This window comes from Actinoallomurus rhizosphaericola, from assembly GCF_024055675.1.
Lineage (GTDB): Bacteria > Actinomycetota > Actinomycetes > Streptosporangiales > Streptosporangiaceae > Actinoallomurus > Actinoallomurus soli.
On the sequence record NZ_JAMXMW010000002.1, the window covers coordinates 181,402 to 203,648 of the forward strand.

The window sequence follows — 22,247 nt, forward strand, 5'->3', positions numbered from 1 at the left end:
ATGGACGTTCTCCTCGGGCTCGTGATCGGTCTGGTCGTGGGCGCCGCGCTCGGCATCGCCTGGGCCCAGAGCCGTACCGCCGTGGTGACCGCGCGGGCGAAGGCGGCCGAGGAGAAGCTCGCCTACGTCGAGCAGGGGATGGCCGAGCGGTTCCAGTCCCTGTCGGCGCAGGCGCTCGACGCGAGCAACCAGCGCTTCCTCGAGTTGGCCGGCAGTCGCCTGGCCACCGCCAACGCCGAGGCCGCCGGGGAGCTGGACAAGCGCATCGCCCCGCTCCGGGACACGCTCAGCAAGGTCGAGGAACAGCTGCGCGAGGTCGAGACCGGGCGGCGGGAGTCCCACGCGATGCTGGCCAAGCAGGTGGAGTTCGTACGGCAGAGCTCCGACCAGCTCCGTCAGGAGACCCAGACGCTCGTACGGGCGCTGCAGCGGCCGGAGGCACGCGGGCGGTGGGGGGAGCTCCAGCTGCGCCGCGTCGTGGAGATCTCCGGCATGACCCGGCACTGCGACTTCGACGAGCAGGCCACCGCGGGCAACGGGCTCCGTCCGGACCTGGTCGTACGGCTGGCGGGCGGCAAGAACATCGTCGTGGACTCCAAGGTCTCCCTGGCCGCGTATCTCGACGCCGCCGGCGCGGACGGGCCGGGGGTGTGGGAGGCCCGGCTGGACGCGCACGCCCGGCATCTGCGCGAGCACGTGGACCGCCTGGCGGCCAAGTCGTACTGGCAGTCCTTCAGCCCGGCCCCGGAGTTCGTGGTGCTGTTCGTTCCGGGCGAGGCGTTCCTGGCGCCCGCCCTGGACCGGGATCCCGGCCTGCTGGAGTACGCGATGCGCCGCCGCGTGCACATCGCCACGCCCACGACGCTCATCAGCATGCTGCGCACGGCGCACTACGCCTGGCAGCAGCAGGCGCTGTCGGAGAACGCCCGGGCGGTGTTCGAGCTGGGCCGGGACCTGTACGACCGGCTCGGGACGCTCGGCCGCCACGTCGACCAGCTCGGCAAGTCCCTGACCAACGCCGTCGTGGCCTACAACCGCACGATCGGGTCGCTGGAGAGCCGGGTCCTGGTGACCGCCCGCCGCCTCAACGAGCTGGGCGTGACCGACGCCGAACTCGACCCCCCGACGCCGGTCGAGGAGCCGGCGCGTTCGCCGTCCGCCGCCGAACTCGCCGACGACGCCGAGCAGGATCGCCAGATCCGCCTGCTGCCCTGAGGCCGCGTCGCTCTCGTCGTGTCGCGTCGTGTCGCGAGACGCGGCGTGCCGAACGGGCTACCGTGGGGCAAGGCACTGTCGACTCTGGGGCGGGCTGGTGGCAACGGACACGCGCGGGGACCCCGAGACGGTCCCCGCTCCGCGAGGTCGGGAGAAGCGGCGTCCGCCCGCGTCTCCGACGGGGCGCTCACGGGCCCGTTCGGCCGTGACGCTGACGGGCCGGGGCGGCACGGTCGTGGTGTTCGCGTGCACGCTCCTCGGCGCGGTCGCCGGCGGGCTGTTCGGGATCCGGTCCGCGCAGGGCGTGCTGTTCGTCGCGGGGTGCCTGCTGGCGGTGTCGGCGACCCGGCGCACGGACCTGCTGACGCTCGTCGTGACCCCGCCGTTGCTGTTCTTCCTGGTGAGCCTGCTGTCGGCGGTCACCGGCTCGCTCGGCGAGAAGTCCTTCCTGGTGAGCGTCGCCGTGACCGTGGCGGCGAAGCTCACGTCGAGCGTGCCGTGGCTGTTCCTCGGCGCGGTGCTCGTCGTGCTGATCGCCGTGCCGCGGGGCCTGCCCGCCAACCTGCGGGAGCTGCGCACCCGGGTGGCGGCCGACAATCCGTTCCGCGGGCGCGCCTCGCTGCGCGACCGCGGGCGCGGCCGGAAGACCGAGGACGAGGACCCGGTCCGCTGGGACGAGAGCCCCGGACGGCCCCCGGCCGCGAAGGCCCCGGCGGCCGAGTCCGCGGACTCGGCCGAGGACCGGGACCCGGACTAGGCCGACCGCAGGTCGCGGCGGAGTTCGTGCGGGAGCGCGAAGACCATCCGCTCGCGCACCGACTCGACCTCCTCGACGGCGTCGAAGCCGTACTCGGCGAGGCGGGCGAGCACGCCCTGGATCAGCTCTTCCGGCACGGACGCGCCGCTGGTGAGGCCCACGGTGTCGACGCCATCGAGCCAGGCGGGATCGATGTGCTCGGCGTAGTCGACGAGGTACGCGGCCCGGGCGCCGTGGTCCTTGGCCACCTCCACGAGACGCTTGGAGTTGGAGGAGTTCTGCGACCCGACCACGATCACCAGCTGCGACTCCGCGGCGATCTCCTTCACCGCCACCTGGCGGTTCTGGGTGGCGTAGCAGATGTCGTCCGAGGGCGGATCGACGAGCTTGGGGAACCGCGTGCGGAGGGCCTCGACGGTGGCCTTGGTCTCGTCGACCGACAGGGTGGTCTGGGAGAGCCAGACGACCTTCTCCGGGTCGCGCACCTCGATGTTCGCGACGTCGTCGGGGCCGTCGACGAGCTGGATGTGCTCCGGCGCCTCGCCGCTCGTCCCGATGACCTCCTCGTGGCCGTCGTGGCCGATCAGGAGGATGTCGTAGTCGTCGGCCGCGAAGCGCCTGGCCTCCTTGTGGACCTTGGTGACCAGCGGGCAGGTCGCGTCGATCGTACGGAGGCTCCGTCCGGCGGCCTCGTCGTGCACGACCGGGGCCACCCCGTGCGCGGAGAACACGACGATCGCGCCCTGTGGCACCTCCTCGGTCTCCTCGACGAAGACGGCGCCTCGTTCTTCGAGCGTCTTCACCACGTGAACGTTGTGCACGATCTGCTTGCGGACGTAGATGGGCGCGCCGTAGCGCTCGAGCGCGAGCTCGACCGTCTGCACGGCACGATCCACACCCGCGCAGTAGCCGCGCGGCTTGGCCAGGAGAACCCGACGAGTCATGTGTCCATGGTAGGTGTGATCGGGGTGCGCCTGTTTCGGGCGGAGAAAAACCCGGCCACGGCGCGTGAAGGGTGCCGTGACGTAGGGCAGAGTGGTGGATGACAGATCGTCATACCGACCAGTCCGCATCCGCGAGGCTGGAGGGAGCTGAACAAACGATGACACCTTCGCCGCGCCGCCTTAAGGACCAAGTCCGGGAGACCGTCAGCGAGCTTCCCATCCATGCCGCACGGCTCGCCGTGATGGGCGTCGGCCAGGCTCTCCTGCTCACCGACCGGGTCCGCAAGGATTACAAGGAGGCACGGGAGTCGGGTCTGGCGCCGGTGCTCGGCCGGCTGATCGACGACGCGGAGGACCTGACCGGCAAGGTCGTGGGCAAGGTCACCGGCCTGGTCACGTCCGACGGGCGTACGGGCGCCGAGGAGGGCGCCTCGACGGCCACGGAGGGTCCGGAGATCGCCGTCGGCAAGCCGGCGGCCACCGCGGACCGTACCCGCCCGGCGACGGCGCGCCCGAAGCCGCCGACGCGCTCCACGACCACCCCGGCCACGGGGCGGACCGCCGCCCCGTCCCGCGCGAAGGGCGCAGCCTCCGCCGCCCCGTCGGACACGGCCACCCGCCGGGCCGGGACGGCCGGGACGAAGCCCGCGAAGCCGGCCGGACCGAGCCGGAAGGCCGGCGCCTCCGGGGGTGCCGCGGCCGGGCCGACCGCGGCGGAGCCCACGCCTCCGGCGACCAGGAAGCCGCCGGCCAGGCGCAGGGCCGCCTCCGCGAAGGCTCCCGCGTCTTCGCCGGCTCCGGCCGCGGAGAAGAAGACGCCCGCCGCCGGCGCGCCGGAGGCGGAATCCGCGACGACGGCCGGCCGGGACCTGCCCATCGCCGACTATGACCACGCGACCATCGCCTCCGTACGGGCCCGGCTGCGTACCCTGAACGCCCGCCAGGTCAACGAGCTGCGCGACTACGAGCGGGCGCACGCGGCGCGCGCCGAGTTCCTGCGCATGTACGAGAACCGCATCGCCAAGCTGCGCGGCCAAGCCTGACCTGCACTACAGCGGGTAGGCGATCACCGCAGCCTCCCCGAGGGCACATTCAGGGCACTCGGGGAGGCGAGCGTGTGCCCGGCGGAGGCAAGGAAGTCATCCATCGCCTTGCGGCCCCGCTCAGCGGCATTGGGCATCAGATGGGTGTACGTCCGGAGCGTGAACCCAGGATCGGCATGTCCTAGCCACTCCGCCAACGTGCGGATATCGACCCCGCCGGCCAGCCAGGCCGAGGCAGCGGTGTGCCTGAGCACGTGCATGCCGTTCTCTTTGGTGGCCGGAGCACCAGCGGCTTGCCTGGCCTTGTTCCAGGTGTACTCGAAGCTCTGCCGGTACCAGGGCAACCCATCAGCTTTGACGAAGAGGAGTCTTGCGGTGTGGGGCGGGCCATCCACGGCACGCCACGGCAAGGTGACCTCAACCGGCGTCCGCGATTCGATCTGAGCCGACAAGCGAAGACTGAGCGCATCCGACAGTGGGACCTCACGGTCTTTACCTCCCTTAGGAGGCGCGAACACGAGCTTGCCGTCGATGCGTTTGACTTGCCGTTGCACACGGATCTTCCGAGACGCCCCAAGGAATTCGATGTCTTCTTCGGCTATTCCGAAGATTTCACTCTCCCTAAGTCCCGCGCCCGCACCGAGATAAGCGATAGCACCGGACTTCTGGCGAGCGTCCAGTTCGACAGCCGCAGCATCTACCATCTCGATTGTCCACGGAACGATCCTCTTCTTCGGTATCGGCGGCGACTTGATAGAACGGGCGCGAGTGGGATTAGCGGTGACGATGCCGTTGTCGATCGCCGCATTGAAGATCTGCGACAGGGTGCCGAGGATCTGCTTGATATAGCCCGGCGATAGCTTCTTGACTTCTAGACTCTTGATCCATTGCTGAACCGCATGCGGACTCTTCGAGAGTCGGCTCATCGACCACGATGCGATAACCGACTTCCCTGGCGCTCGGCGACTTCGCGGCCCCGCTTCAACATCGTAGATGTGAGCCAGATGCTTGTCGATCGTCTCCAGACTCGCCGGATCCGACACGAGACTTGCCCGCCACTGCTTCGCGAAGGTCTCCAGCGTGATCTTCCCGGCAGCAGGATCGATATACGTTCCTGCATTCAGCTCCGCTTGCACCTTGGCATCGAAGGCGTCCGCACAGGTGTCAGGGCTGCTTCCGGACTTCTTGGGGAAGTTCCGCTTGCACTGCTTGCCGTTCTCATCGCGCCAACGAACCTGCCAGCGGTAGCCCTTCCCATGATCGGAACTCGGGTATTGCTTGTGCTCGCGACACTTGGCGACAGGCTCACCGTCTGAACCGATACGCGGCTTGGCGGTATGCCACCTGTCGTAAACACTCATGTCGCCTTCTCCTGCTGCTGGCGAAACCAGGCGATGACGTCCTCGGGAAGGTAGCGGAGGTGGCGGCCGATGCGGGCGGCTTTGGGGCCGATGCCGAGGTAGCGCCATTGGTAGAGGGTGGCTTTGGGGACGCCGAGGAAGTGGGCGACCTCCTCAGGGGTCCAGGCGTGGTCGTCGGTGAGGGTCATGCAGATGGTTCTCCTTGTGATCATGCAGCGTGGGTGGCTTGGCCGAGGGCGTTTTGGTGGGCGAGTTCTTCGCGACCGGCCTCGCGGTATCGGCGGGCTTGGTCGGCGGCGGTGTTGGCGAGGAGGGCGTCTCCGGTGGTTTTCCAGCCGGTTCCGGCGTAGGTGAGTCGGCCGACGATCAGCGTGGTTTCGGTGTCAAGGTCGTCTTGACGGTCGAGGCGCTGTTGGTCGTAGTCGGGTCCTTGGGCTTGGGTGCGGCGGTAGTGGACGCGTGCGTCGCGCAGGGCGGCGAAGGTGATGGAGTAGCGGCGGGCTTTGGTGAGGAAGTGGCCGCCGAAGCCGAGCATGTGTGCCCAGCGGCGCAGGGATTCCCAGTGCTGGCCGAGGTCCCAGGCGGCTTGGACGAGGCGTTCGGTGTGGGTGCCTTTGGGATCGGCGTACAGCCGGATCGTGGAGGCGTCGAGGCGGCGGGAGGCGTGGCCGGTGACCTCGGTGCCTTTGGTGGAGTATTTGGCCAGGTAGCCCGCGACCATGGCGTCGGTGACGGTGCCGTCTCCGGTGAGGGTGATGGGCCGCACGTCGAGCTGCTCGCCCCAGGCGATGGGCCACCCGGCCGGGTGCTCGGGGTGGGGGTCGGTGGTGAAGCCGATCGCAGCGGCGGCGTAGCGGACGGCCTCGTCCAGGTCGGCGACGGTGATGCCGGGTGGCGGCGGGATGATCCGGGCTTTGTCGTCGGGGTCCAGGCCGTCGAGGCGAAGCAGAGCGTGGAAGTGGACGGAACCGCGGGCTTGGTACTCAGCCGCCTTGCCGTGCGAAACGCGGACACGAGGCAGGCCGCGGCGGCGGGCGGCGCGGTTGAGATGGCGTTCGATGGCTTGTTTGGTGCGGCGCCATAGTTCGCCGGCCTGGTTGTTCCAGACCACGTGGTGGTCGTGGTCGTAGCAGTCCAGGCACAGCGGTTGCCCCAGGACCTGGTCCTCACGCTCGTGCCGGGCATAGCAGGCCAGAGGGCGGCCGTGCGGGCAGACGGGGCTGTCGCGGCGGGCGTGGCAGGGGGCGGGGCGGCAGGTGCATCGGGTCTTGTCGCGGCAGGTGTGGCGGCGGACATGCCGGGTGTGGACCGGCCCGAACGAGGGTGCGGTGAAGGTCGCGAACACCGCCGGGTGGCCCGCGACCGAGGCGGGGACGGTCTTGCCTCCGATCAGGCCCGCGCGCACCAGTTGGTAGGCGTCGCGGCGGTAGGTCTCGGCGCAGGAGGGGCAGACGGTGGCGCGGCGGTTCCCGCACGCCTTGTAGATGATCCCGTCCGGCATGCCCTCGGTCGGGACGGACCGGAGAACCTCGCCGGTCGTGGCGTTGACGGTGAGGAGGTCTCCGGCGAGGCGGATGGGGTGGGTGCATCCGGCGGCGGGCCAGACGTGGTCGAGCCAGTCGAAGTAGCCGGCCCCCGCGCGGGCGAGGGCGGTCGAGGTCGCGAGGGGCAGGCGGGTGGCCGGTTCGGTGTTCGCCCCCGCCCCCGGAACGACAGGTGCCGTGCCGGGGGTGGGAGCCAGCGTCGAGCCGGTCGTCACAGGCGGCTCCCGTGCTGGGTGCCGTTGACGTGGGTGATGGGCGCGGGAGTATCGGCGGGGTCGCCGGGTTCGCCCAGGACGTTGAGAAGGCCGGCCGCGAGTTGAGGTGTGATGCCGAGGTGGTCGGCGAGGCCGGGGACGGTGATGGCCTGTCCGGTGGCTTGGCGGTGGGCGAAGACGGCCATGCGGGCACCGGTGATCAGGTGCGGTGAGATGTCCTCGGCCGGTTCAGATGCGGCAGATGCAATCGGGCCAGAGGCGACCGCAGCCGGGGCAGAACTCCCCGTTGGGGTCGCGGTCCCAGAGGCAGAGGTTGTCGGGGTCGGCAAGGTCTCAGATGGTTGGCCGGAGCCATTCGGGATCGGCGTACATGAGGTGTCCTCCTCCGTGGTGGTGGGTGTGGTCCGGGACAGAACGAGCTTGGACAGGGCCAGGAAGGCCAGCGCGGGAACGGCCGCGATGAGCCAGCCGGTGGGGCTGGTTTTGGCCTCGGCGACTTGGGCCGACAGGGACAGTGCGGCGGCGGCGATGAGGACCGCCATGGGGTAGGTGATGGGCTGGTGGCGGCGTTTGCGGCGGCGGATCTCCAGCCCGGCGGCGGTGGGGGTGAGTTCGGAGATGACGGCGTTGGCCCAGCCGAACCAGTCACCGGTTCCAGCCGGTGAGTTGTGCATGGTCCAGTCGTGGACGTGGGTGAAGGAGGCCGCCCCGGCCATGCCGCCGATCAGCAGCAGGATCAGGATCTGGACGGCGGATTCGATGCGCTCGCTCTTCACGCGGGCTCACCGCCCCAGCGCTGTTGCGCGGCCTGGCGGGAGATGCCGAGGGGGCGGGCGATCTCGGCCCAGGAGTAGCCGAAGGTGCGCAGGCCGGTGACGGCCTGGGTGATGGCGGTGTCGAGGTCGCTGGCGAGGGCGGTCATGTCGGCGAGGGCTTCGATGTCCCCGGAAGCGACCCGGCGCGCGTAGGCGCGGATGACGCGTCGGATGAACGCGGCGTACTCGTCGTTCTCGACGACCCGCCGGGGCCGCTTGGGTGTCAACGCGGTGTTGACAGGTGAACCGTTGGTAGGCGTGGTGGGGGTCATGGGGTCACCGCCCGTCCGTGCAGTCGTTGCATTCGCCGGTGCGGCGCGGGATGTAGTAAGGCTTCTCGGCCCCGCAGGTGGGGCAGGTACGCCGGGCGCGTAGAGCGCGGGCGATGGCGTCGAGCTGGGCAGGGGTAGCGGTGCGCTTGGGCAGCGCCTGGTGCTGGTGGTAGAGGTAGGCGACGCGTTTGCCACGACGCCACAGGATCTGGGCGGCGATGGGCTGGCCGCCGGGGCGCAGGCCCAGGGCGCGGAGTTGGCGGCGGGTGAGAAGGCCGGCGGGTGCCCAGTGGTAGGGGTAGGTGGGGATGCCGTGCCGGTCGCCGGTCGGGTCGTAGAACGGCAGGTAGATACCGCGCTTGAAGATGGCGGCGTCGAGGTCCGGGACGCGTGGTCCCGGCGTTTGGGCATGGCTAAGCTGCATCGTGTCCACTTCCTTCGTGGAGTTGGGTGGATGGGCGGAGGGCCGGGTGTCTTGGCGGATTCCGGCCCTCACGTCTTCTAGAAGGGCGGCGGTGTGATGAACCAGCCGCCGGTGAATCCGGGTTGGTCGTCGCCGTAGGTGAAGGACCGGCAGGTCATGCAGATGACGGCGGGGACGGTTTCGGAGAAGTCCAAGTCGTCTCCGTCGCAGCCGGGGCAGCGCAGTGCGGTGCTGATGTGGTGGGCGGCGATGATGCCGACGCAGAACGGGCAGAAGTCCGGCATCAGTTCGTTGCCGGGGATGACCCAGTCGGTGGTGTCGTGCAGGGTGTGGGTGGCGGTGCAGGCGTCGCATTCGACGAGCCAGCGGCGTAGGTCGGGTGTGCCGTCGGGTTTGTAGGCTTTGCGGATCATGGGTGCATCACCCAGCCGCAGTCGTCGTTGACGCATTGCTGGGCGTACTCACGCCTGACCTCGGTCGTGATGGGGATCTCGGCGAAGTCGGTGTTGCCGCACTCGGGGCAGCACAGGTAGGCGTCGGTGGTCATCGGCGCTCCCCTAGCGGATGTTGGCGCGGTAGGAGTCGCGGCGTTCGGCCTCGGCCATGGCCTGCCGGTAGACGTAGAAGACCCGGTAGGTCAGACCCGTGGCCAAGGTGGCGGTCAGTTCGCGGCTGTGGTCGTCGTCCTTGACCTGGTGGGCGATCCCGGCGCGCTCCAGCTCCAGGCCGACGCGGTCGATAGCGGCGGTTCCCTCGGCGTCGTTGTCGGCCAGTACGCAATGCCGGATGTCGTAGGGGGCCGGGATGGTGGTGGTGTCCAGAAGGTGGGCCAGCAGCCGCAGCCCTTCGGCGATCTGGGCGGGTGCGGTGAGCGTCGTCATGGTGGATGTCTCCTTTCAGACGGCGTGCAGGATGGGCCGGGTGATCGGCTGGGTGGTGTCGTCGGTGGCGCGGCGGGTCCAGGCGGCGTGGTCGACCAGGGCGTGGATGTCGGCGTCGGCCAGGTAGGCGACCTTGATGCGGCGGGGGACGCCGCCTTCGGCGATGAGGTAAGCCACGCCCTGCTGGGTGGGGGTGATGTCGGTGGCGGAGAAGCCCGCCTCGCTCCAGCCGTCGCCGAGGATGATGTTGGAGCTGCCCGAGCTGGTGCAGCGGAACGCGGCCCGGTAGCCGAACAGGTCCCGCAGGGACTTGGGGATGATGTCCACGGACGGGCGCTGGGTGGCGGCGATGACCGGCATCGCGGCGGCACGGCCGCGGGCGACCAGATCCCGCAGCAGGGAGATGAACTCCTTTTGCTGGGCTTCGGTGCCCAGGGTGGCGGAGTACAGGGCGATCTCGTCGAAGACGGCGGCGATGACCGTCATGGGGTCGCCGGGTTCGACCTTGCGGCGGTTGTGGGCCAGCAGCCAGGCGTAGCGGTTGTCCATCACCTTCTGCAGGCGGCGCAGGGTGATGATGGCGTGGTCGAGGTCGGGGCCGACGAATTCGTCAGCGATGTCGGCGTAGGGGCCGAGTTCGACGAGCTTGCCGTCGAAGAGCACCAGGCGGGTTCCGGCTGAGAGGGCGAAGTGCCCGAGGATGGTGTTGAGCAGGCCGGATTTGCCTCCGCCGGGTTCGCCGGCCGCGAGGATGTTGCGGTAGATGATCGTCACGTAGACCGGTTCGCCGAACTCATCGATCCCGATGAAGACCGGGTCATACGGCGACAGGCCCGTACCGACCGGAATGGTCGGAGCCTTGACGGGCATGGGGTTCCCTCCTTGCAGGGATGCCGAAGGCGCGAGGCGACAGCGCACGTGGCGAAGCGGCCCCGCGCCTTGCGGGTGATCTGGTGGGGTGGGGACTGGGTGATCAGATCCAGTCGGAGACGTCCTCACCGCCGACAGCGGCAGCGGCGGCAGCCGGTTCATCGGCTGGCTTCTTGGTGGGCTTGGTCTCCCGCTTGAGTGGGGTGGTGGTCACCGACGCGGCGGTGACATCGGTCAGGTCCAGGTCGGTGGGCGCCGGGACGGTGTCCCGCTCGGTGGCGGGGGCGTCGGAGTCGACGAGGTCGACCAGCGGGGAGACGACGGTGCCGCCCAGGACCTGGCGGCGTTTGACGTCCAGCCGCACCAGGGCGGCGTTGGACTCCGAGGCGCGTTCGACGGTGACGGCATCCGCCCAGCAGGCCGGGGCGATCCGCTCGATGCGCTCTTGCAGGTCCTCGACCGACAGGCCGGGACGCAGCCAGATCCAGACCCGTTCCCCCACGGGCGTGGGGCGAGCCCACAGGATCAGCGGCAGGCTGCCGGTGCGGTTGGAGATGATGAACTCGTTGAAGCAGACCCGCAGGCGATGCCGCGTGACGAAGCAGTACGCGACCGCCATGACGCGGGACCGGATCGGCTTGAGCCCGGCCGGGACGCCGACGATGACGGCGGTGGCCATCAGCCGCACGATCGTGTTGGTGTGGGAGGCCAGTTCCACCCATCCGGCGACCAGGCCGGTGGCGAGGGTGATCTCGGGGGTCCACCACCACAGGACCCGCAGCACGGGCCAGGCCACGATGAACCCGGCGACCGGGAAGCCGACGCAAAGGCCGGCCACGACGCCGATCAGCCCGGCGACGATGGGGTGGGTGTAGGACGCGGCCACGGTGGCCGTGAGCAGGGCGACGGAGACCCCGACCACCCAGAAGGCGATCTTCGCGGTTCGGATCGCGGACCGGTGGACCTGCTGTTCGATGACGGTGACAGTGCCGCTACCTCGTCCAAAGGACCTGCGGCCACTAGACTTGGGCATGATTCGCTCTCCTCAGATGAGCGGATTGGTTGAGTGAGAGCCGGGGTCGGCAAGGTGTAGGAGCCAGTACCGCCCCCGGTCTCTCGTCTTGTCAGTGGCTAGGCCACCGGCAATTCGTTCGGCTCAAGGCTGAAGAACATGACGTTCCCGCCGCTGAGGCCCGCCTGCTCGCAGGCCATCTTGTAGATGGCTTCGAAGACGTCCACCCGGGTCATCCCCGGTTTCGTGTTGAAGTTGCCACTGGACGTGCTCATCGTCATTCCCCGCTGGGGGAAGGACAGGGTGATGATGAAGTGGAGCATTTCGATCTCCTTGCTCCCCCTCAGCCGGGGGTTATCGCTGGGATGCCTTGTCGTCGTAGGCGTCGCGGATTTCCTGCGGTTCGCCACCGGGCCACATGGCCTGGCTGTTCCGCTCAGGCGGCGGAATGATCTGAGGTGCCATGACAGGCACTCCCTTCAGATCAAAAAGGGGACTGCAGTGGTGACCTTGTGAAAGGTCACGGGGTACGGGGATGTAGGAGCCAGAACCATCCCCGGACCCGTCGTGATCAGGAGGAAGACACCGGCGCATTACGCCTGCCTCGGACTCCTGTGATCGGACACCGCTGGTGACGTAGAGGCGTCAGGCCCCTAGGACCGCGATCCCGACTGAACGCCGGCCGCCTTGAGCTCCAGTGCTCGGAACGCCACGCCGCTTCTCCCGTTGCTCGACCACGGCAGGGCCTCCAGCTTCGACAGGGAGACCAGCTGTCCGACCTTCACGTCCGGCTTCTCGCCAGCCGTAGTGACGGCCAGGACCTGGCCCCCGTCCTCGTCCAGGACGAACACCTGCGTCGACCACATGGGACGACCCGTTCCACGCTCGCTCTTCTGCTGACCGTTCTGATCGGTCTTCGGCTCCGGAGCCTTCGACACCGTCACCTGCTTGTCGCTGGTGTCCACGTAGAGCTTCACAAGCTCTCCTTCCGATCGAGGGCCACACCGCCTCTCGGTGCGTTGCCCTTACGGGACACCAAATTGCCGTGCAAAGCTGGGACGGCTTCACCACACAGCGGGACGACTAGGGACGTCCGAGGTACTATGAAGTCGTCCCTGCTCGTCCCTCGGAGGGAAAGCCTCATGGCTAACGACCGGCTTCGTGACGCAATGTTGTCGAAGGGTGTAACCCCGGACGAGTTGGCTGAACACCTAGGCGTCGATCCGAAGACGGTTGAGCGGTGGATCACTAAAAACCGGACACCGTATCCGAAGTTCCGGCACCGGATCGCCGCGCTTCTCCGCGAGTCGGAACGCTACCTATGGCCCAGTGCCGTCGACGAAACGAAGGCATCGCAGATCAGCGAGTCCGAGGTCGTGAAGGTCTACCCGCATCGCAGCTCGGTTCCAGCCGATCTGTGGGACCAGCTGCTCTCGCAAGCGGCCACACAGGTGGACATCCTCGTCTACGTCGGCATGTTCATGACAGAGAAGCCGGGGCTGATCTCAACGCTGAAGACGAAGGGCAAGGAAGGCGCATACATCCGACTGCTCTTCGGGGACCCCACAAGCAACGCCGTAATCCAGCGGAGCAGAGACGAGGGCATCGGCGAGCGCGCCATCCCCGCAAAAATCGAGAACGCTCTCGCGTTCTTCCGATCCCTTGATGGAGCGGACGGCATCGAGATCCGACAACACGACACCGTGCTCTACAACTCGATCTATCGGTTCGACAGCCAGATGATCGTGAACCCGCACGTCTACGGCAAGACTGCTCCGCATGCACCGGCGTTGCACCTGCGGCGTCTGTCGGCCGGCGACTTGTTCTCCACCTATGAGGAGAGCTTCAACGCGGTATGGGAGGGCGCGAAGGCGGTGGATTACCCGAATGCCTAAGACCGACTACTACAACGATCCCAAAGCACCCGAAGCAAACAGCATCGTGGTTGCGGTCGCGGTGGCGGTTCAGGACGAACAGGACAGGATTCTGCTGATCAAGCGATCCGATAACGCCCTTTGGGCGCTTCCTGGTGGAGCCCAAGACATCGGTGAAACCGTCACACAGGCCGCAGCCCGAGAAGTGCACGAAGAGACAGGGCTGGACGTGGAAGTCATCAATCTGAGCGGGATCTACTCCGACCCTAACCACGTCATCGCCTACGACGACGGCGAGGTACGGCAGGAGTTCTCCCTGTGCTTCCGTGCGAGGCCAACCGGCGGCACACCACGTACCAGTTCCGAATCCAGTGAAGTGCGATGGTTTGAACTCTCCGAACTGGATGAGCTAGACATCCACCCGACCATGCGGCTACGCATCAGCCACGCCGCCGAGTCACGGACCAGCACCTACCTAGGCTGATGCTACGGCAGCCCGCCGGCGCTCTTCCGTTCGTTCCACTGCGGCTAGCAACTCGGGTGCTGCCTCGCTGATGAAACGGGTCACGAGGTGCTCTGCGCCGTAGCGCTGCTTAATCTCAGCGATTCGGCTATGTGCGCTTGTAGTCGTCCCGTCCGGAGTCGTCGTGATGTCGCAGCACCACAGGGCATCCCGAACTACGGAGGCTCCCTCGTCTTCATACTCCGCTAGCTCCTCCTCCAGGCCGCGCATGCGCGCTTCAAGGATCGCGAAGGAGTGATGCGCAACCAGGTTCACGAGGCGAGCTGGAGCGCCAAGGCTGCTTAGAAACCTCGCGCCGTCCAATGGGTGAAATCCCGAGTGCGCAAGTTCGGGCGCATACCCAACGTCATGGAGAACCGCGGCAGCCTCTAGCAGCTCCGCATCGGAGCCAGCTACGGACGCAAGCGATCTGGCCTGCCGGGCGACACCTTGCACGTGAGCCCAGCGACGGGGCAGCGCCTCGGCGAGGTGCTGCTTGGAAAGGCTGAACGCCCAGGAGATCAAGGACATAACCCAACCGTACAGAGCGGCATGGACAGTCGGCCTACCCGCGACCTCGATCGGCCATCGACTCAGCCCACAGACGCCATCAGCCTCTGTGCAAACTTTCTGTACGGCTTCAAGGCGGCCCGAAGACGGGCCGCACGCGCCGCCGACCCGGCGCCCGCCCTCCGCTCCGCTGGGGCTCCGCTCCGGGACGGGCAAGCTTCGCAGCCGGTCGGCTGGCGCGGATAGCGGGGACTTCCGAGGCCGCCTGATCCGTACAGCAGCACAGCGCCGGATGACGAGCTGGGCGACCAAAAGGCCGGCCACCGCACCCGCGCGCCGAAGGAAGGCTTCCGGCCGAGGTGTCCGCGCGAGGCCGGGGCGGTCACGATCTTTACCCACCTCCCTTGGGGCGGGTCCCTAAGCCCGGGGGCACGACTCGGGAACCGCGGGCAGGGCAAGCCAGCCCGAGATCGCCAGTCAGCTTGAGTGCCCCCGGGCTCCCGCCCCAAGGCAGGACACCGGCCAAAGATCGTGCCCGCCCCTCCGTATCACGCGACTTACCCGTATGGCACGGTCCATCCTTAACGAATCAGGGAACGAGCCGCAGTGCAGGCCGATTATCTGCGATACCAATCAATTCTCGAACTCTTGATATTGGCCAGGCAAGCTCCCGCGCAAGGGATCGCAGCGTCAAGTCTGTATGGTTAACCGCAAGGTCGAACGCCTCAGACAGCAGCACCGGATTCTCTCCTGGGAACCCCGTGATCGGCTCACTGTTGAATCCAGGCTGCCCACGCAGTGCAGCTAGTCGCTGGTAAGCACGACTCGCAGCAGAATCTGAAAGCAGTCCAAGCTCGCGACATCTATACAAGAGGGAATCAACCGACACTCCCCAGACCTGCCGCAATTCTGCAAGCCGCCGAAGATCAGCCCTGATTGGCAAGTCCGGCAAAATACTGTCACGAGGCGTAAGAAACTCAGCCGCGAACGCATCTGCTTCGCGTTCCTGTCGCATATCTCCTGCGGCCGCATCGCCATGCAGAACTAGATGCCCAAGCTCGTGAGCTGCCGTAAATCGATGCCTATATACATCATCGAACCGATTGGGGGTCAAAACAACAATTGGCCGAGGCAGGCTAGACGTTGAAAACGCATCTACAGTAACGGAATCCTCATCATCTTTTGAAAAGATGACGATTATCCCCCTGGACTCCATATGTCGAACGAGGTGACTTATTGGCCCTAGACCCAGTCCCCAATACTCACGTAGCGCCTTAGCTGCATCAACAGGATCTCGAGGCAGAACACTCCCTGACTGAACCTCTCCTCCAGCAAATCCAGGAAGGTCCACATACGGAAGTTGGATACGCTTCTCCAGAGCGAAGGTCAATTCCCATACCTGCTCAACGAAGGCCACCGCCTTAGCCCGCTGATGGACACGCGTTGACCTCAGACTCCGAAAGTGCGCCATGGAGCCATCGAGCTTCCCATGCGGACGACCATGGATGAAGAAAGGCAATGGGACCGAAAGCACTTCGGCTATTCTCGGAATCAAATCCGGTCTTGGCCGAGTTACCCCGGCTTCGTACTGACCTACCGCAGCTGGCGACACTCCGATCGCCTCCGCCAGTTCCTTCTTCGTGAGTGAAGCTAGATGGCGAGCCTGAGTCAGCCGAGCACCATCGAAGGCGTCCGCGACGGCTTGGGGGCTCGGCCCAGGAGATGCGGCCGAGCCACCGGCGTCGACGAGACGCAGAAAGTCATTCTCGTTCATCATCTGCATCCGGCTGCGACTCGGGAACTTCGCTTACCGGGGGAACCTGATCGGTCTTCCGCTCCAACGGCGGGCGAGCAGTCAGCGATGTACGCGGCATCGCTCCCTGATCGAACTTCGATGCATCCGGCGTCCCGGTAGGACCGGTTCCGGAGCCTCGTACCTGACCATCCGACGGCAGGCCCTTGGAGAACGGAACCGGATCGCAGTGATGCCAATGCAGGGTGCCATCCTTGTCCAACAGCTCAGCCTCTCCCCACCAAGCATTCAGAAGGCCGGCCTTGGCGTTACAAGCGTAGGCGATCAGAAGCAGCTTCGTGTCCTCAGGCAGCTGCGCCAGCGTACGAAGGTAAATCGGCAACGCCGAGGTTCGGTGCTGGCCATCCAGCTTCAGATCCACCAGAGGAAGCTGCTCCATGGTCGGCTCGGGCCCGAAACGTTCGAAGAGCGTCCGAACAAGCCCAGACGGCGGGTTCTCGCTGATGCGAGCGTTCATCACGTTGACCGAAAGGTCCTTGGCATACTTGAAGGGGAAGAGAAGATGTCCCGATATAACGACGAGCTCGTAAGAAGTACCGGCAGGCTTGATGATCTGAACGTCATCCATGTCCTTGAAGGTGTCATGCAGGACCTCGAACTTCCGAGACATGAGCGTGAACCCGAACGGATGCAGCTTCTGCGTCCCGGACTTGCTCTGAGAGTCCTGGGCGTTCTCCATCGCGGACGACAGCGACTCACCGATACCCCGGCGAATGAGTCCAGCCCGATGCCCGAACGCGTCGCGGGCCCACTGCGGCAGTGGAAGTTCGACGCTCATGCACACCCTCCGTGCACTTTGCTCAGCATCATGGGACCGCCGAGCGAACTTTAGTTTCGTGCATCATACTACCGCACAGGCTTCACGCAAACCCGAGAGAACGCTTGGCTGTCAAGGGCATCAGGGGTCGCCGGGGCACTTCCAGGGCACACGACGACGTGAGCAAGCGCGAAACGCCGAGAAACGTCACAAGAGCCCGTGCACAGGTCAGAGGCATGATGAGCGCAATCACCAAGGTCCCCGCGCCGCCGCTGACGGAAGTACGAGAACCGCATCGCCAAGCTCCGCGGCCAGGCCTGACCCGGACCCTGGGCGATCACCGGCGGACCCCCGCGCGCAGGCGTGGGGGTCCGTACGGTTCTTCGAGCGGTCAGTGCCGCGCGAGCGTGGGGGCGTCCTGGAAGGTGTGGTCGACGTCCACCCGGTCCAGTGACTCGAGGTGCCGCCGCCGCGTGTAGAGCACCGCCATGCCGGCGAGGCAGCAGAGGGCGCCGGCGTAGTACGGCAGGCTCGGGTCGACCTGCTCACCGAGCTTGCTGGCGATGTACGGCGCGATGGCGCCGCCGAGCCAGCGCACGAAGTTGTACCCGGCGGAGGCGACCGGGCGCGGCGCGTCGGAGACCTCCATGGCGGCCTCGGTGAAGACCGTGTTGTTGATGCCGATCGGAACGCCGGTGATGATGACGAAGACGATGATCCCGGTGTGTCCGGACAGCGCTATCGCGACCTGCAGGACGAGCAGCACCGTGAGCGCGAGGTACAGGACCCGGACCGATCCCATCCTGCGCTGCAGCACCGGGGCGACGAAGACCGAGCACAGGGCCAGGAGCACGCCCCAGGCGAAGAAGACCAGGCCGATGCCGTGCGCGTCCATGTGCAGGACGAACGGGGTGAAGGCGAGGATCGTGAAGAACGCGTAGTTGTAGAACAGCGCGGTGAACGCCGTCGTCGACAGGCCGCCGTGGCCGAGCGCCCGGATCGGGTCGGACAGGCGGGTCTTCCTCGCGGGCCCGGCGGTGTTCCGGAGCAGGGTGGCGATCAGGACGAAGCCGATCGCCATCAGCGCCGCGGTGCCGAAGAACGGGTACCTCCAGTGCCAGCCGCCGAGCACCGCTCCGAGCAGGGGGCCGGTGGAGATGCCGAGGCCGAGCGCGGCCTCGTACAGGATGATCGCCGACTCGGCGCCGCCGCTGGCCGCGCCGACGATGACGGCGAGGGCCGTGGCGACGAACATCGCGTTGCCGAGACCCCAGCCGGCCCGGAAGCCGACGAGTTCGCCCACCGAGCCGGACGTCCCGGACAGCGCCGCGAAGACGACGACCAGGGCCAGGCCGATGAGCAGGGTCTTCTTGCCGCCGATGCGGCTGGAGACGAACCCGGTGACGAGCATGGCCACCGCGGTGATCAGGAAGTAGCTGGTGAACAGCAGGGAGACCTGGCTCGGCGTCGCGTCCAGGCCCTTCGCGATCGCCGGGAGGATGGGATCGACCAGGCCGATGCCCATGAACGCCACGACGGCGGCGAAGGCGGTCGCCCACACGGACAGCGGCTGGCGGAGGAGCCCTCCTGTCTTACGGGAGTCGGGGGATGTAGCGCCCATCGAGGTGAGATTCCTCCTCAGGAGTCGGCGAAGAGCTTGGCCAGCGCGGGCAGCGCGGCCTCGATGGCCTCCCGCTCGTCCTCGCTCAGCGCCATCAGTCGTTCGGTGAGGTGGTCGATGCGCCGTTCCCGTGCCCGGAGCAGCCTCTCCGCGCCGGTGGGCGTCAGCTCGACGGTGACCACCCGCGCGTCGTCGGCGTTCCGGCCGCGGACGACCAGGCCGTCCCGCAGGAGGCGCCCGATCTGCCGCGTCATCGTCGGCAGCCGGACGCCGTGCTCGGCCGCGAGGTCGGACATGCGGCGCGGTCCGGCCTCCAGCGAGCCCAGGACGGCCATCTGCTGGGTCGTGATCGGCTGCCCGAGGCTCGCTCGCCGCAGCATGAGCACGAGGTCACGAAGCCCACGGTTGATGTGCTCGGCGAGCGTCCGCGGGTCGGTCATCGCCCCTCCTCATTACTTAGCCAGTCTAAGTTAGCCTGGCTAAGCATTAGAACACGCCTCCCCGTCTCCGGCATTCCCACAGGAGGAGGACGCCGCGCCGTCAGGCCGGCCGGACGACCCAAGGACGGCCGGACGGCCGAGGACGGCCGGACGGCCCGAGGACGGCCGGACGGCGTACGAGGCAGGGGCGTACGGAGGTCGGGCGAAGGATGAAGGCGGGCGGCCCGCGGAGGCCGCGATCGGTCACTCGGCGGCCGCGGCGAACCCAGGCAGGAGGGCCGGCAGCTCGTGGAGTCCGCGCTCCGTCACCTGGAGGTCGCGGGTGCCGGGCCGCGGCTCGACCAGTCCGCGCTCCACGAAGGCGTCGAGGATCTCCCTGCCCAGCGCGCCGCCGAGATGCGGGAGCCGCTGGATCCGGTCCAGGCAGGCCGTCGCCAGCTTGCGGCGCCCGGGACGTACCGTGTCCGGATCGACGCCGAACTCGGCGAACACGGACCGCTCCGGCCCCAGGGCGAGCTCGGCGGTGCGCCCGTCGGGCGGCACGAGGGCTCCCCGCTCGACCAGCGTGGCGAACACCGCGACGCCGAGCCGACCCGCCGCGTGGTCGTAGCAGGTACGGGCGAGGCCGTGCACCTCGGCACGGGGGTGCGGGCGGGTGTCGGCGGCCCCGCCGCCCGCGAAGCGGGACAGCGCGGCGAGGACCTCGCCGATCCCGGCCTCGGCCACGCGGTACGTCGCGTGCCGGCCGGAGTGTTCCACGGTGACGAGCCCGGCGGTGCGCAGCCGCGCCAGGTGGTTGCCGAGCCGGGGCGCCGACACGCCGAGCGCGTCGGCGAGCTGACTCATGGTGTGCGAGCCCTCGGTCGCGAGGACCTGCAGCACGGTGAGGCGGATGGGGTCGGCCAGCTCCCGCGCGAGCGAGGTCACCGAGGCGAGGACGGGGTCCTCGGGGTCCAGCCATCCGGCCATGGCGACACCTTCCTCTCGACCACATCCAACTTACACCGAGTCGTGAATCGTGCTTGCCCGCCCGATCTCCGGGCACTACGGTCACGATTAACGATCTCGTGAAAGGTGGTTGCCCCGTGGTCGCCGTCGCATCGCCCGAAGTCACCGCGCCGGTCGCCGTCGGCCTGCGCCGCCTGCTGTGGGGACGGGGGGTCTCCGCGCTGGGAGACGGCCTGTGGTTCACGATCTGGGCGCTGTACTTCACCCGGGTGCTCCACCTCGCGCCGGCGATCGTGGGAGTCGGCATGGCCGTCGCCGGCGGGGCGGGCCTGGCGGCGGCCGTCCCCCTCGGCGCCCTGGCCGACCGGTTCAGTCCTCGCGTCATCCTCATCGTCGTCACCGCCGTGCGCGGCGCCGCCATGGCCGCGTACCTGCTGGTCCACGCGGCCTGGGGCTTCGTCCTGGTCACCGTGGTGTTCGTCGCGCTCTCCAACGGCGGCACCGCCGTACGGACGGCCCTGGTCGCGGCGCTGGTGCGGGACAACGACGCGCGGCTGGCGGCGCTGGGGCGGCAGCGGGTGGTCCAGCACGTCGGCTACGCCGCCGGCGCCGGTCTCGGGGCCGTCGTCCAGTCGGTGGACCGCCCCGGCGCGTACGTCCTGGCCATCGCCGCCAACGCGGCCACCTTCGCGGTACTGGCCGCCATGACGGCCGCCGTTCCGGAGCCCACCGTGCCGCTGCGGTCCGAGCGTGCGCCGCGATCCGGTTCGAACGCCCGGGCCGCCCTCGCCGACCGCCCGTACGTCACCGTCATGGCCGTATCGGCGGTCCTCTCACTGTGCTGGGCGATGCTGTCGACCGGACTGCCACTGTGGATCTCGCACTCGACGCGGCTGCCGCTGTCGCTGAGCGGCGCGGTGGTGGTGATCAGCTCGGTGGGGATCGCGCTCCTCCAGCTGCCCGCCAACCGCCTGGCGCGGACGACCGCGAGCGCCGCCCGCACCGGCTCATGGGCGGGGGTCGCGCTCGCGGTCGCCTGCGTGCTCCTGGCCGCCACCTCGGGCGGCGGAGGTCTCCTGGCCGCCGCCGCCGTGATCACTGCGGCCCTGTTCCACCTCGCCGGCGAACTGGGGTACGTCGCCGCCGGCTGGGGACTGTCGGTGTCCCTGATGCGGGAGGAGGCCAAGGGCGCCTACCAGGGGGTGAGCGAGGCGGCCACCGCGACCGTCCAGATCGCCGCGCCGGCGATCTTCACCACGGCGCTGGGCGCGTTCGGCGCCGGCGGCTGGCTGCTCGTGGCCGCCGTCTTCCTGGCCGTGGCCGTCCCGCTGCCCGCGCTCGCCCGCCGCGCCCTCCGCACCCGCTGAGCCCGGCGGCTCAGGCCCGTGCGCGAGCCCCTCGGCGGGCGGTGACGGTCATCGCGCCCACCAGCACGGCCTGCACACCCCAGAAGACGGCCACGAGCGTCACCGGGACGCCGTCCCCGGTCAGCGCGTAATAGACGTGGGGGCCGGTGCTCGTCAGCAGGAAGAACGCGCCGGCGAGCGCCCAGCGCAGGTCCCGGGTCACCGCCGTCGCCCAGACTCCGCACGTCAGCAGGAGCACGGTCAGTCCGACGCGTGTCAGGTCGAACAACGGGATCTCGTTCGGGACGTGGGCCGGGTGACAGGCCCCCTCCGGCGAACACACCGGCACGACCTGCGAGCCCATCGTGATGTGCACGCGCCAGGCCACCGAGACGATGGCCAGGACGGCGAGCCACCACCACGAACGAGGCCGCGGCCGGACCGACCGGCGCGTGGCGAGTACCGCGAGGACGACCAGGGCGGCCACCATGGCGCCGTACTGGACGACCGTCTCGCCGACGCCGTAGACGGGGCCGAACTCCGGCACCACGCGAAGGACCGAGTCCCCGCCGATCAGCGACCGGTTCACCTGGTACGCCTCGAGCAGCGCGACGGGCAGCGCCACCCAGAGCCGGCCGCGCAGCAGCGCCAGGACCAAGACGACGGAGCAGATCACCCAGGGCCCGTAGGCCGTCCAGAGGTCCTGGTCGACCATCGTCAGGTCGCTGGCGAGGTTGGTCAGGGCGATCAGGAAGGCGCCCAGGGCCAGGCCGTCGGCCCACCACGGCGCGGACCGCGCGGTGCGTTCGCGGAAGCGGGCCGCGAGGCCGCCCGCGACCAGGCCCGCGCACTCCCGGGCCGACGGCCTCGCCCGGCCCGCCGAGACCTCCAGCAACGTCCCGACGATCTCCTCGCCGTGCGCGGCCCGGTAGGCGGGCGGGTAGGCCCGCAACAACCGGTGGTACCACGACTCCGCGCGGCCGGCTTCTCCTCCGCTCACGATCCGCCCGGCGAGGCGTGACCCTGCCGCGTTCATGCGTCCTCTTTCGTCGGAGGGGTGACCGGATGCGCTGTGCTCGCTCC

The 22,247-nt window shown here is 68.3% G+C and carries 27 protein-coding genes; 6 read left to right on the forward strand and 21 right to left on the reverse strand.

The genetic code is table 11. From position 1 onward, the window contains the following. Both NE234_RS04730 and NE234_RS04735 read left to right on the forward strand, forming a co-directional pair. Positions 1-1,215 carry a DNA recombination protein RmuC gene (locus NE234_RS04730; RefSeq protein ID WP_252777600.1) on the forward strand — a complete coding sequence of 405 codons (1,215 nt, stop codon included), beginning with the start codon at positions 1-3 and terminating at the stop codon, positions 1,213-1,215. A 205-nt stretch (positions 1,216-1,420) separates the two neighbouring features. Next, a complete protein-coding gene (locus tag NE234_RS04735; RefSeq protein ID WP_252777601.1) occupies positions 1,421-1,972 on the forward strand; it encodes a DUF6542 domain-containing protein in 552 nt (183 codons plus the stop codon). Here the strand turns inward: NE234_RS04735 and NE234_RS04740 are convergent. Continuing rightward, positions 1,969-2,916: a 4-hydroxy-3-methylbut-2-enyl diphosphate reductase gene (locus NE234_RS04740; protein WP_252777602.1), complete on the reverse strand. Its 948-nt coding sequence runs from the start codon at positions 2,914-2,916 to the stop codon at positions 1,969-1,971. The two genes, NE234_RS04735 and NE234_RS04740, sit on opposite strands and share 4 nt — an antisense overlap. A 158-nt stretch (positions 2,917-3,074) precedes the next feature. On the opposite strand from NE234_RS04740, the gene NE234_RS04745 reads away from it, so the two are divergent. Then, complete coding sequence (locus NE234_RS04745; protein WP_252777603.1) at positions 3,075-3,959, forward strand: hypothetical protein; 885 nt, start codon at positions 3,075-3,077, stop codon at positions 3,957-3,959. 23 nt (positions 3,960-3,982) lie between these two features. Here NE234_RS04745 and NE234_RS04750 read toward each other — a convergent pair whose 3' ends face one another. The 13 genes from NE234_RS04750 to NE234_RS04810 form a co-directional block, all read right to left on the reverse strand. Then, the gene (locus NE234_RS04750) at positions 3,983-5,320 is read right to left on the reverse strand and encodes a tyrosine-type recombinase/integrase (RefSeq protein ID WP_252777604.1); all 1,338 of its coding nucleotides are present in this window, start codon (positions 5,318-5,320) and stop codon (positions 3,983-3,985) included. Then, on the reverse strand, positions 5,317-5,508 hold the full coding sequence (locus NE234_RS04755) for a helix-turn-helix transcriptional regulator (RefSeq protein WP_252777605.1): 192 nt from the start codon (positions 5,506-5,508) through the stop codon (positions 5,317-5,319). Before NE234_RS04755 ends, NE234_RS04750 begins: the two co-directional genes overlap by 4 nt. 20 nt (positions 5,509-5,528) lie before the next feature. Continuing rightward, positions 5,529-7,079 carry a replication initiator gene (locus tag NE234_RS04760; protein ID WP_252777606.1) on the reverse strand — a complete coding sequence of 517 codons (1,551 nt, stop codon included), beginning with the start codon at positions 7,077-7,079 and terminating at the stop codon, positions 5,529-5,531. Next, positions 7,076-7,855: a DUF2637 domain-containing protein gene (locus NE234_RS04765; RefSeq protein ID WP_252777607.1), complete on the reverse strand. Its 780-nt coding sequence runs from the start codon at positions 7,853-7,855 to the stop codon at positions 7,076-7,078. The genes NE234_RS04760 and NE234_RS04765 overlap by 4 nt, the downstream gene beginning before the upstream one ends. Continuing rightward, positions 7,852-8,166, reverse strand: a complete 315-nt coding sequence (locus NE234_RS04770; protein ID WP_252777608.1) for a hypothetical protein — start codon at positions 8,164-8,166, stop codon at positions 7,852-7,854. The genes NE234_RS04765 and NE234_RS04770 overlap by 4 nt, the downstream gene beginning before the upstream one ends. A 4-nt stretch (positions 8,167-8,170) precedes the next feature. After that, the gene (locus NE234_RS04775; RefSeq protein ID WP_252777609.1) at positions 8,171-8,590 is read right to left on the reverse strand and encodes an RRQRL motif-containing zinc-binding protein; all 420 of its coding nucleotides are present in this window, start codon (positions 8,588-8,590) and stop codon (positions 8,171-8,173) included. A 77-nt stretch (positions 8,591-8,667) separates the two neighbouring features. Then, positions 8,668-9,003, reverse strand: coding sequence for a hypothetical protein (locus NE234_RS04780; protein ID WP_252777610.1), 336 nt, complete (start codon positions 9,001-9,003; stop codon positions 8,668-8,670). Then, positions 9,000-9,137 (reverse strand): hypothetical protein, encoded by a 138-nt coding sequence (locus NE234_RS04785; RefSeq protein WP_252777611.1) that lies wholly within the window; start codon positions 9,135-9,137, stop codon positions 9,000-9,002. The genes NE234_RS04780 and NE234_RS04785 overlap by 4 nt, the downstream gene beginning before the upstream one ends. Before the next feature lie 10 nt (positions 9,138-9,147). After that, entirely contained in the window at positions 9,148-9,471 is a 324-nt protein-coding gene (locus NE234_RS04790; RefSeq protein ID WP_252777612.1) for a hypothetical protein, read from the reverse strand. A 15-nt stretch (positions 9,472-9,486) separates the two neighbouring features. Beyond that, a complete protein-coding gene (locus NE234_RS04795; protein ID WP_252777613.1) occupies positions 9,487-10,341 on the reverse strand; it encodes an FtsK/SpoIIIE domain-containing protein in 855 nt (284 codons plus the stop codon). Positions 10,342-10,444: 103 nt separating this feature from the next. Next, positions 10,445-11,374, reverse strand: coding sequence for a hypothetical protein (locus NE234_RS04800; protein WP_252777614.1), 930 nt, complete (start codon positions 11,372-11,374; stop codon positions 10,445-10,447). Between the two features lie 98 nt (positions 11,375-11,472). Next, on the reverse strand, positions 11,473-11,676 hold the full coding sequence (locus NE234_RS04805) for a hypothetical protein (protein WP_252777615.1): 204 nt from the start codon (positions 11,674-11,676) through the stop codon (positions 11,473-11,475). Between the two features lie 330 nt (positions 11,677-12,006). After that, positions 12,007-12,330: a long-chain fatty acid--CoA ligase gene (locus NE234_RS04810; protein ID WP_252777616.1), complete on the reverse strand. Its 324-nt coding sequence runs from the start codon at positions 12,328-12,330 to the stop codon at positions 12,007-12,009. Positions 12,331-12,495: 165 nt separating this feature from the next. Here NE234_RS04810 and NE234_RS04815 point away from each other — a divergent pair, with 165 nt between their 5' ends. Further along, entirely contained in the window at positions 12,496-13,248 is a 753-nt protein-coding gene (locus NE234_RS04815; RefSeq protein ID WP_252777617.1) for a DUF5919 domain-containing protein, read from the forward strand. Beyond that, the gene (locus tag NE234_RS04820; protein ID WP_252777618.1) at positions 13,241-13,711 is read left to right on the forward strand and encodes an NUDIX hydrolase; all 471 of its coding nucleotides are present in this window, start codon (positions 13,241-13,243) and stop codon (positions 13,709-13,711) included. The genes NE234_RS04815 and NE234_RS04820 overlap by 8 nt, the downstream gene beginning before the upstream one ends. On the opposite strand, the gene NE234_RS04825 is transcribed toward NE234_RS04820, so the two are convergent. From NE234_RS04825 to NE234_RS04850, 6 genes are all read right to left on the reverse strand, one after another. Further along, positions 13,703-14,260 carry an HD domain-containing protein gene (locus tag NE234_RS04825; protein WP_252777619.1) on the reverse strand — a complete coding sequence of 186 codons (558 nt, stop codon included), beginning with the start codon at positions 14,258-14,260 and terminating at the stop codon, positions 13,703-13,705. The genes NE234_RS04820 and NE234_RS04825 overlap by 9 nt on opposite strands. A gap of 568 nt (positions 14,261-14,828) precedes the next feature. After that, entirely contained in the window at positions 14,829-16,022 is a 1,194-nt protein-coding gene (locus NE234_RS45170; protein WP_308206839.1) for a helix-turn-helix domain-containing protein, read from the reverse strand. Further along, positions 16,000-16,830 (reverse strand): hypothetical protein, encoded by an 831-nt coding sequence (locus NE234_RS04835; RefSeq protein WP_252777620.1) that lies wholly within the window; start codon positions 16,828-16,830, stop codon positions 16,000-16,002. Before NE234_RS04835 ends, NE234_RS45170 begins: the two co-directional genes overlap by 23 nt. A gap of 370 nt (positions 16,831-17,200) precedes the next feature. Continuing rightward, a complete protein-coding gene (locus NE234_RS04840) occupies positions 17,201-18,430 on the reverse strand; it encodes an MFS transporter (protein WP_252777621.1) in 1,230 nt (409 codons plus the stop codon). A 17-nt stretch (positions 18,431-18,447) separates the two neighbouring features. Then, on the reverse strand, positions 18,448-18,870 hold the full coding sequence (locus tag NE234_RS04845) for a MarR family winged helix-turn-helix transcriptional regulator (RefSeq protein WP_252777622.1): 423 nt from the start codon (positions 18,868-18,870) through the stop codon (positions 18,448-18,450). Positions 18,871-19,113: 243 nt separating this feature from the next. Beyond that, a complete protein-coding gene (locus tag NE234_RS04850) occupies positions 19,114-19,839 on the reverse strand; it encodes an ArsR/SmtB family transcription factor (RefSeq protein ID WP_252777623.1) in 726 nt (241 codons plus the stop codon). A gap of 116 nt (positions 19,840-19,955) precedes the next feature. On the opposite strand from NE234_RS04850, the gene NE234_RS04855 reads away from it, so the two are divergent. Then, positions 19,956-21,185 carry an MFS transporter gene (locus NE234_RS04855; protein ID WP_252777624.1) on the forward strand — a complete coding sequence of 410 codons (1,230 nt, stop codon included), beginning with the start codon at positions 19,956-19,958 and terminating at the stop codon, positions 21,183-21,185. A gap of 10 nt (positions 21,186-21,195) precedes the next feature. Here NE234_RS04855 and NE234_RS04860 read toward each other — a convergent pair whose 3' ends face one another. Beyond that, positions 21,196-22,200 carry a hypothetical protein gene (locus NE234_RS04860; RefSeq protein WP_252777625.1) on the reverse strand — a complete coding sequence of 335 codons (1,005 nt, stop codon included), beginning with the start codon at positions 22,198-22,200 and terminating at the stop codon, positions 21,196-21,198. Positions 22,201-22,247 lie beyond the last annotated feature (47 nt).

Bases quoted from the DNA above. Each gene is read 5' to 3' on its own strand.
- NE234_RS04860 (WP_252777625.1), bottom strand. From the start codon at position 22,200: ATGAACGCGGCAGGGTCACGCCTCGCCGGGCGGATCGTGAGCGGAGGA.
- NE234_RS04850 (WP_252777623.1), bottom strand. From the start codon at position 19,839: ATGGCCGGATGGCTGGACCCCGAGGACCCCGTCCTCGCCTCGGTGACC.
- NE234_RS04740 (WP_252777602.1), bottom strand. From the start codon at position 2,916: ATGACTCGTCGGGTTCTCCTGGCCAAGCCGCGCGGCTACTGCGCGGGT.
- NE234_RS04835 (WP_252777620.1), bottom strand. From the start codon at position 16,830: ATGAGCGTCGAACTTCCACTGCCGCAGTGGGCCCGCGACGCGTTCGGG.
- NE234_RS04795 (WP_252777613.1), bottom strand. From the start codon at position 10,341: ATGCCCGTCAAGGCTCCGACCATTCCGGTCGGTACGGGCCTGTCGCCG.
- NE234_RS04805 (WP_252777615.1), bottom strand. From the start codon at position 11,676: ATGCTCCACTTCATCATCACCCTGTCCTTCCCCCAGCGGGGAATGACG.
- NE234_RS04750 (WP_252777604.1), bottom strand. From the start codon at position 5,320: ATGAGTGTTTACGACAGGTGGCATACCGCCAAGCCGCGTATCGGTTCA.
- NE234_RS04775 (WP_252777609.1), bottom strand. From the start codon at position 8,590: ATGCAGCTTAGCCATGCCCAAACGCCGGGACCACGCGTCCCGGACCTC.
- NE234_RS04730 (WP_252777600.1), top strand. From the start codon at position 1: ATGGACGTTCTCCTCGGGCTCGTGATCGGTCTGGTCGTGGGCGCCGCG.
- NE234_RS04780 (WP_252777610.1), bottom strand. From the start codon at position 9,003: ATGATCCGCAAAGCCTACAAACCCGACGGCACACCCGACCTACGCCGC.
- NE234_RS04820 (WP_252777618.1), top strand. From the start codon at position 13,241: ATGCCTAAGACCGACTACTACAACGATCCCAAAGCACCCGAAGCAAAC.
- NE234_RS04770 (WP_252777608.1), bottom strand. From the start codon at position 8,166: ATGACCCCCACCACGCCTACCAACGGTTCACCTGTCAACACCGCGTTG.
- NE234_RS04845 (WP_252777622.1), bottom strand. From the start codon at position 18,870: ATGACCGACCCGCGGACGCTCGCCGAGCACATCAACCGTGGGCTTCGT.
- NE234_RS04815 (WP_252777617.1), top strand. From the start codon at position 12,496: ATGGCTAACGACCGGCTTCGTGACGCAATGTTGTCGAAGGGTGTAACC.
- NE234_RS04755 (WP_252777605.1), bottom strand. From the start codon at position 5,508: ATGACCCTCACCGACGACCACGCCTGGACCCCTGAGGAGGTCGCCCAC.
- NE234_RS04745 (WP_252777603.1), top strand. From the start codon at position 3,075: ATGACACCTTCGCCGCGCCGCCTTAAGGACCAAGTCCGGGAGACCGTC.
- NE234_RS04800 (WP_252777614.1), bottom strand. From the start codon at position 11,374: ATGCCCAAGTCTAGTGGCCGCAGGTCCTTTGGACGAGGTAGCGGCACT.
- NE234_RS04790 (WP_252777612.1), bottom strand. From the start codon at position 9,471: ATGACGACGCTCACCGCACCCGCCCAGATCGCCGAAGGGCTGCGGCTG.
- NE234_RS04785 (WP_252777611.1), bottom strand. From the start codon at position 9,137: ATGACCACCGACGCCTACCTGTGCTGCCCCGAGTGCGGCAACACCGAC.
- NE234_RS04825 (WP_252777619.1), bottom strand. From the start codon at position 14,260: ATGTCCTTGATCTCCTGGGCGTTCAGCCTTTCCAAGCAGCACCTCGCC.
- NE234_RS04840 (WP_252777621.1), bottom strand. From the start codon at position 18,430: ATGGGCGCTACATCCCCCGACTCCCGTAAGACAGGAGGGCTCCTCCGC.
- NE234_RS45170 (WP_308206839.1), bottom strand. From the start codon at position 16,022: ATGCAGATGATGAACGAGAATGACTTTCTGCGTCTCGTCGACGCCGGT.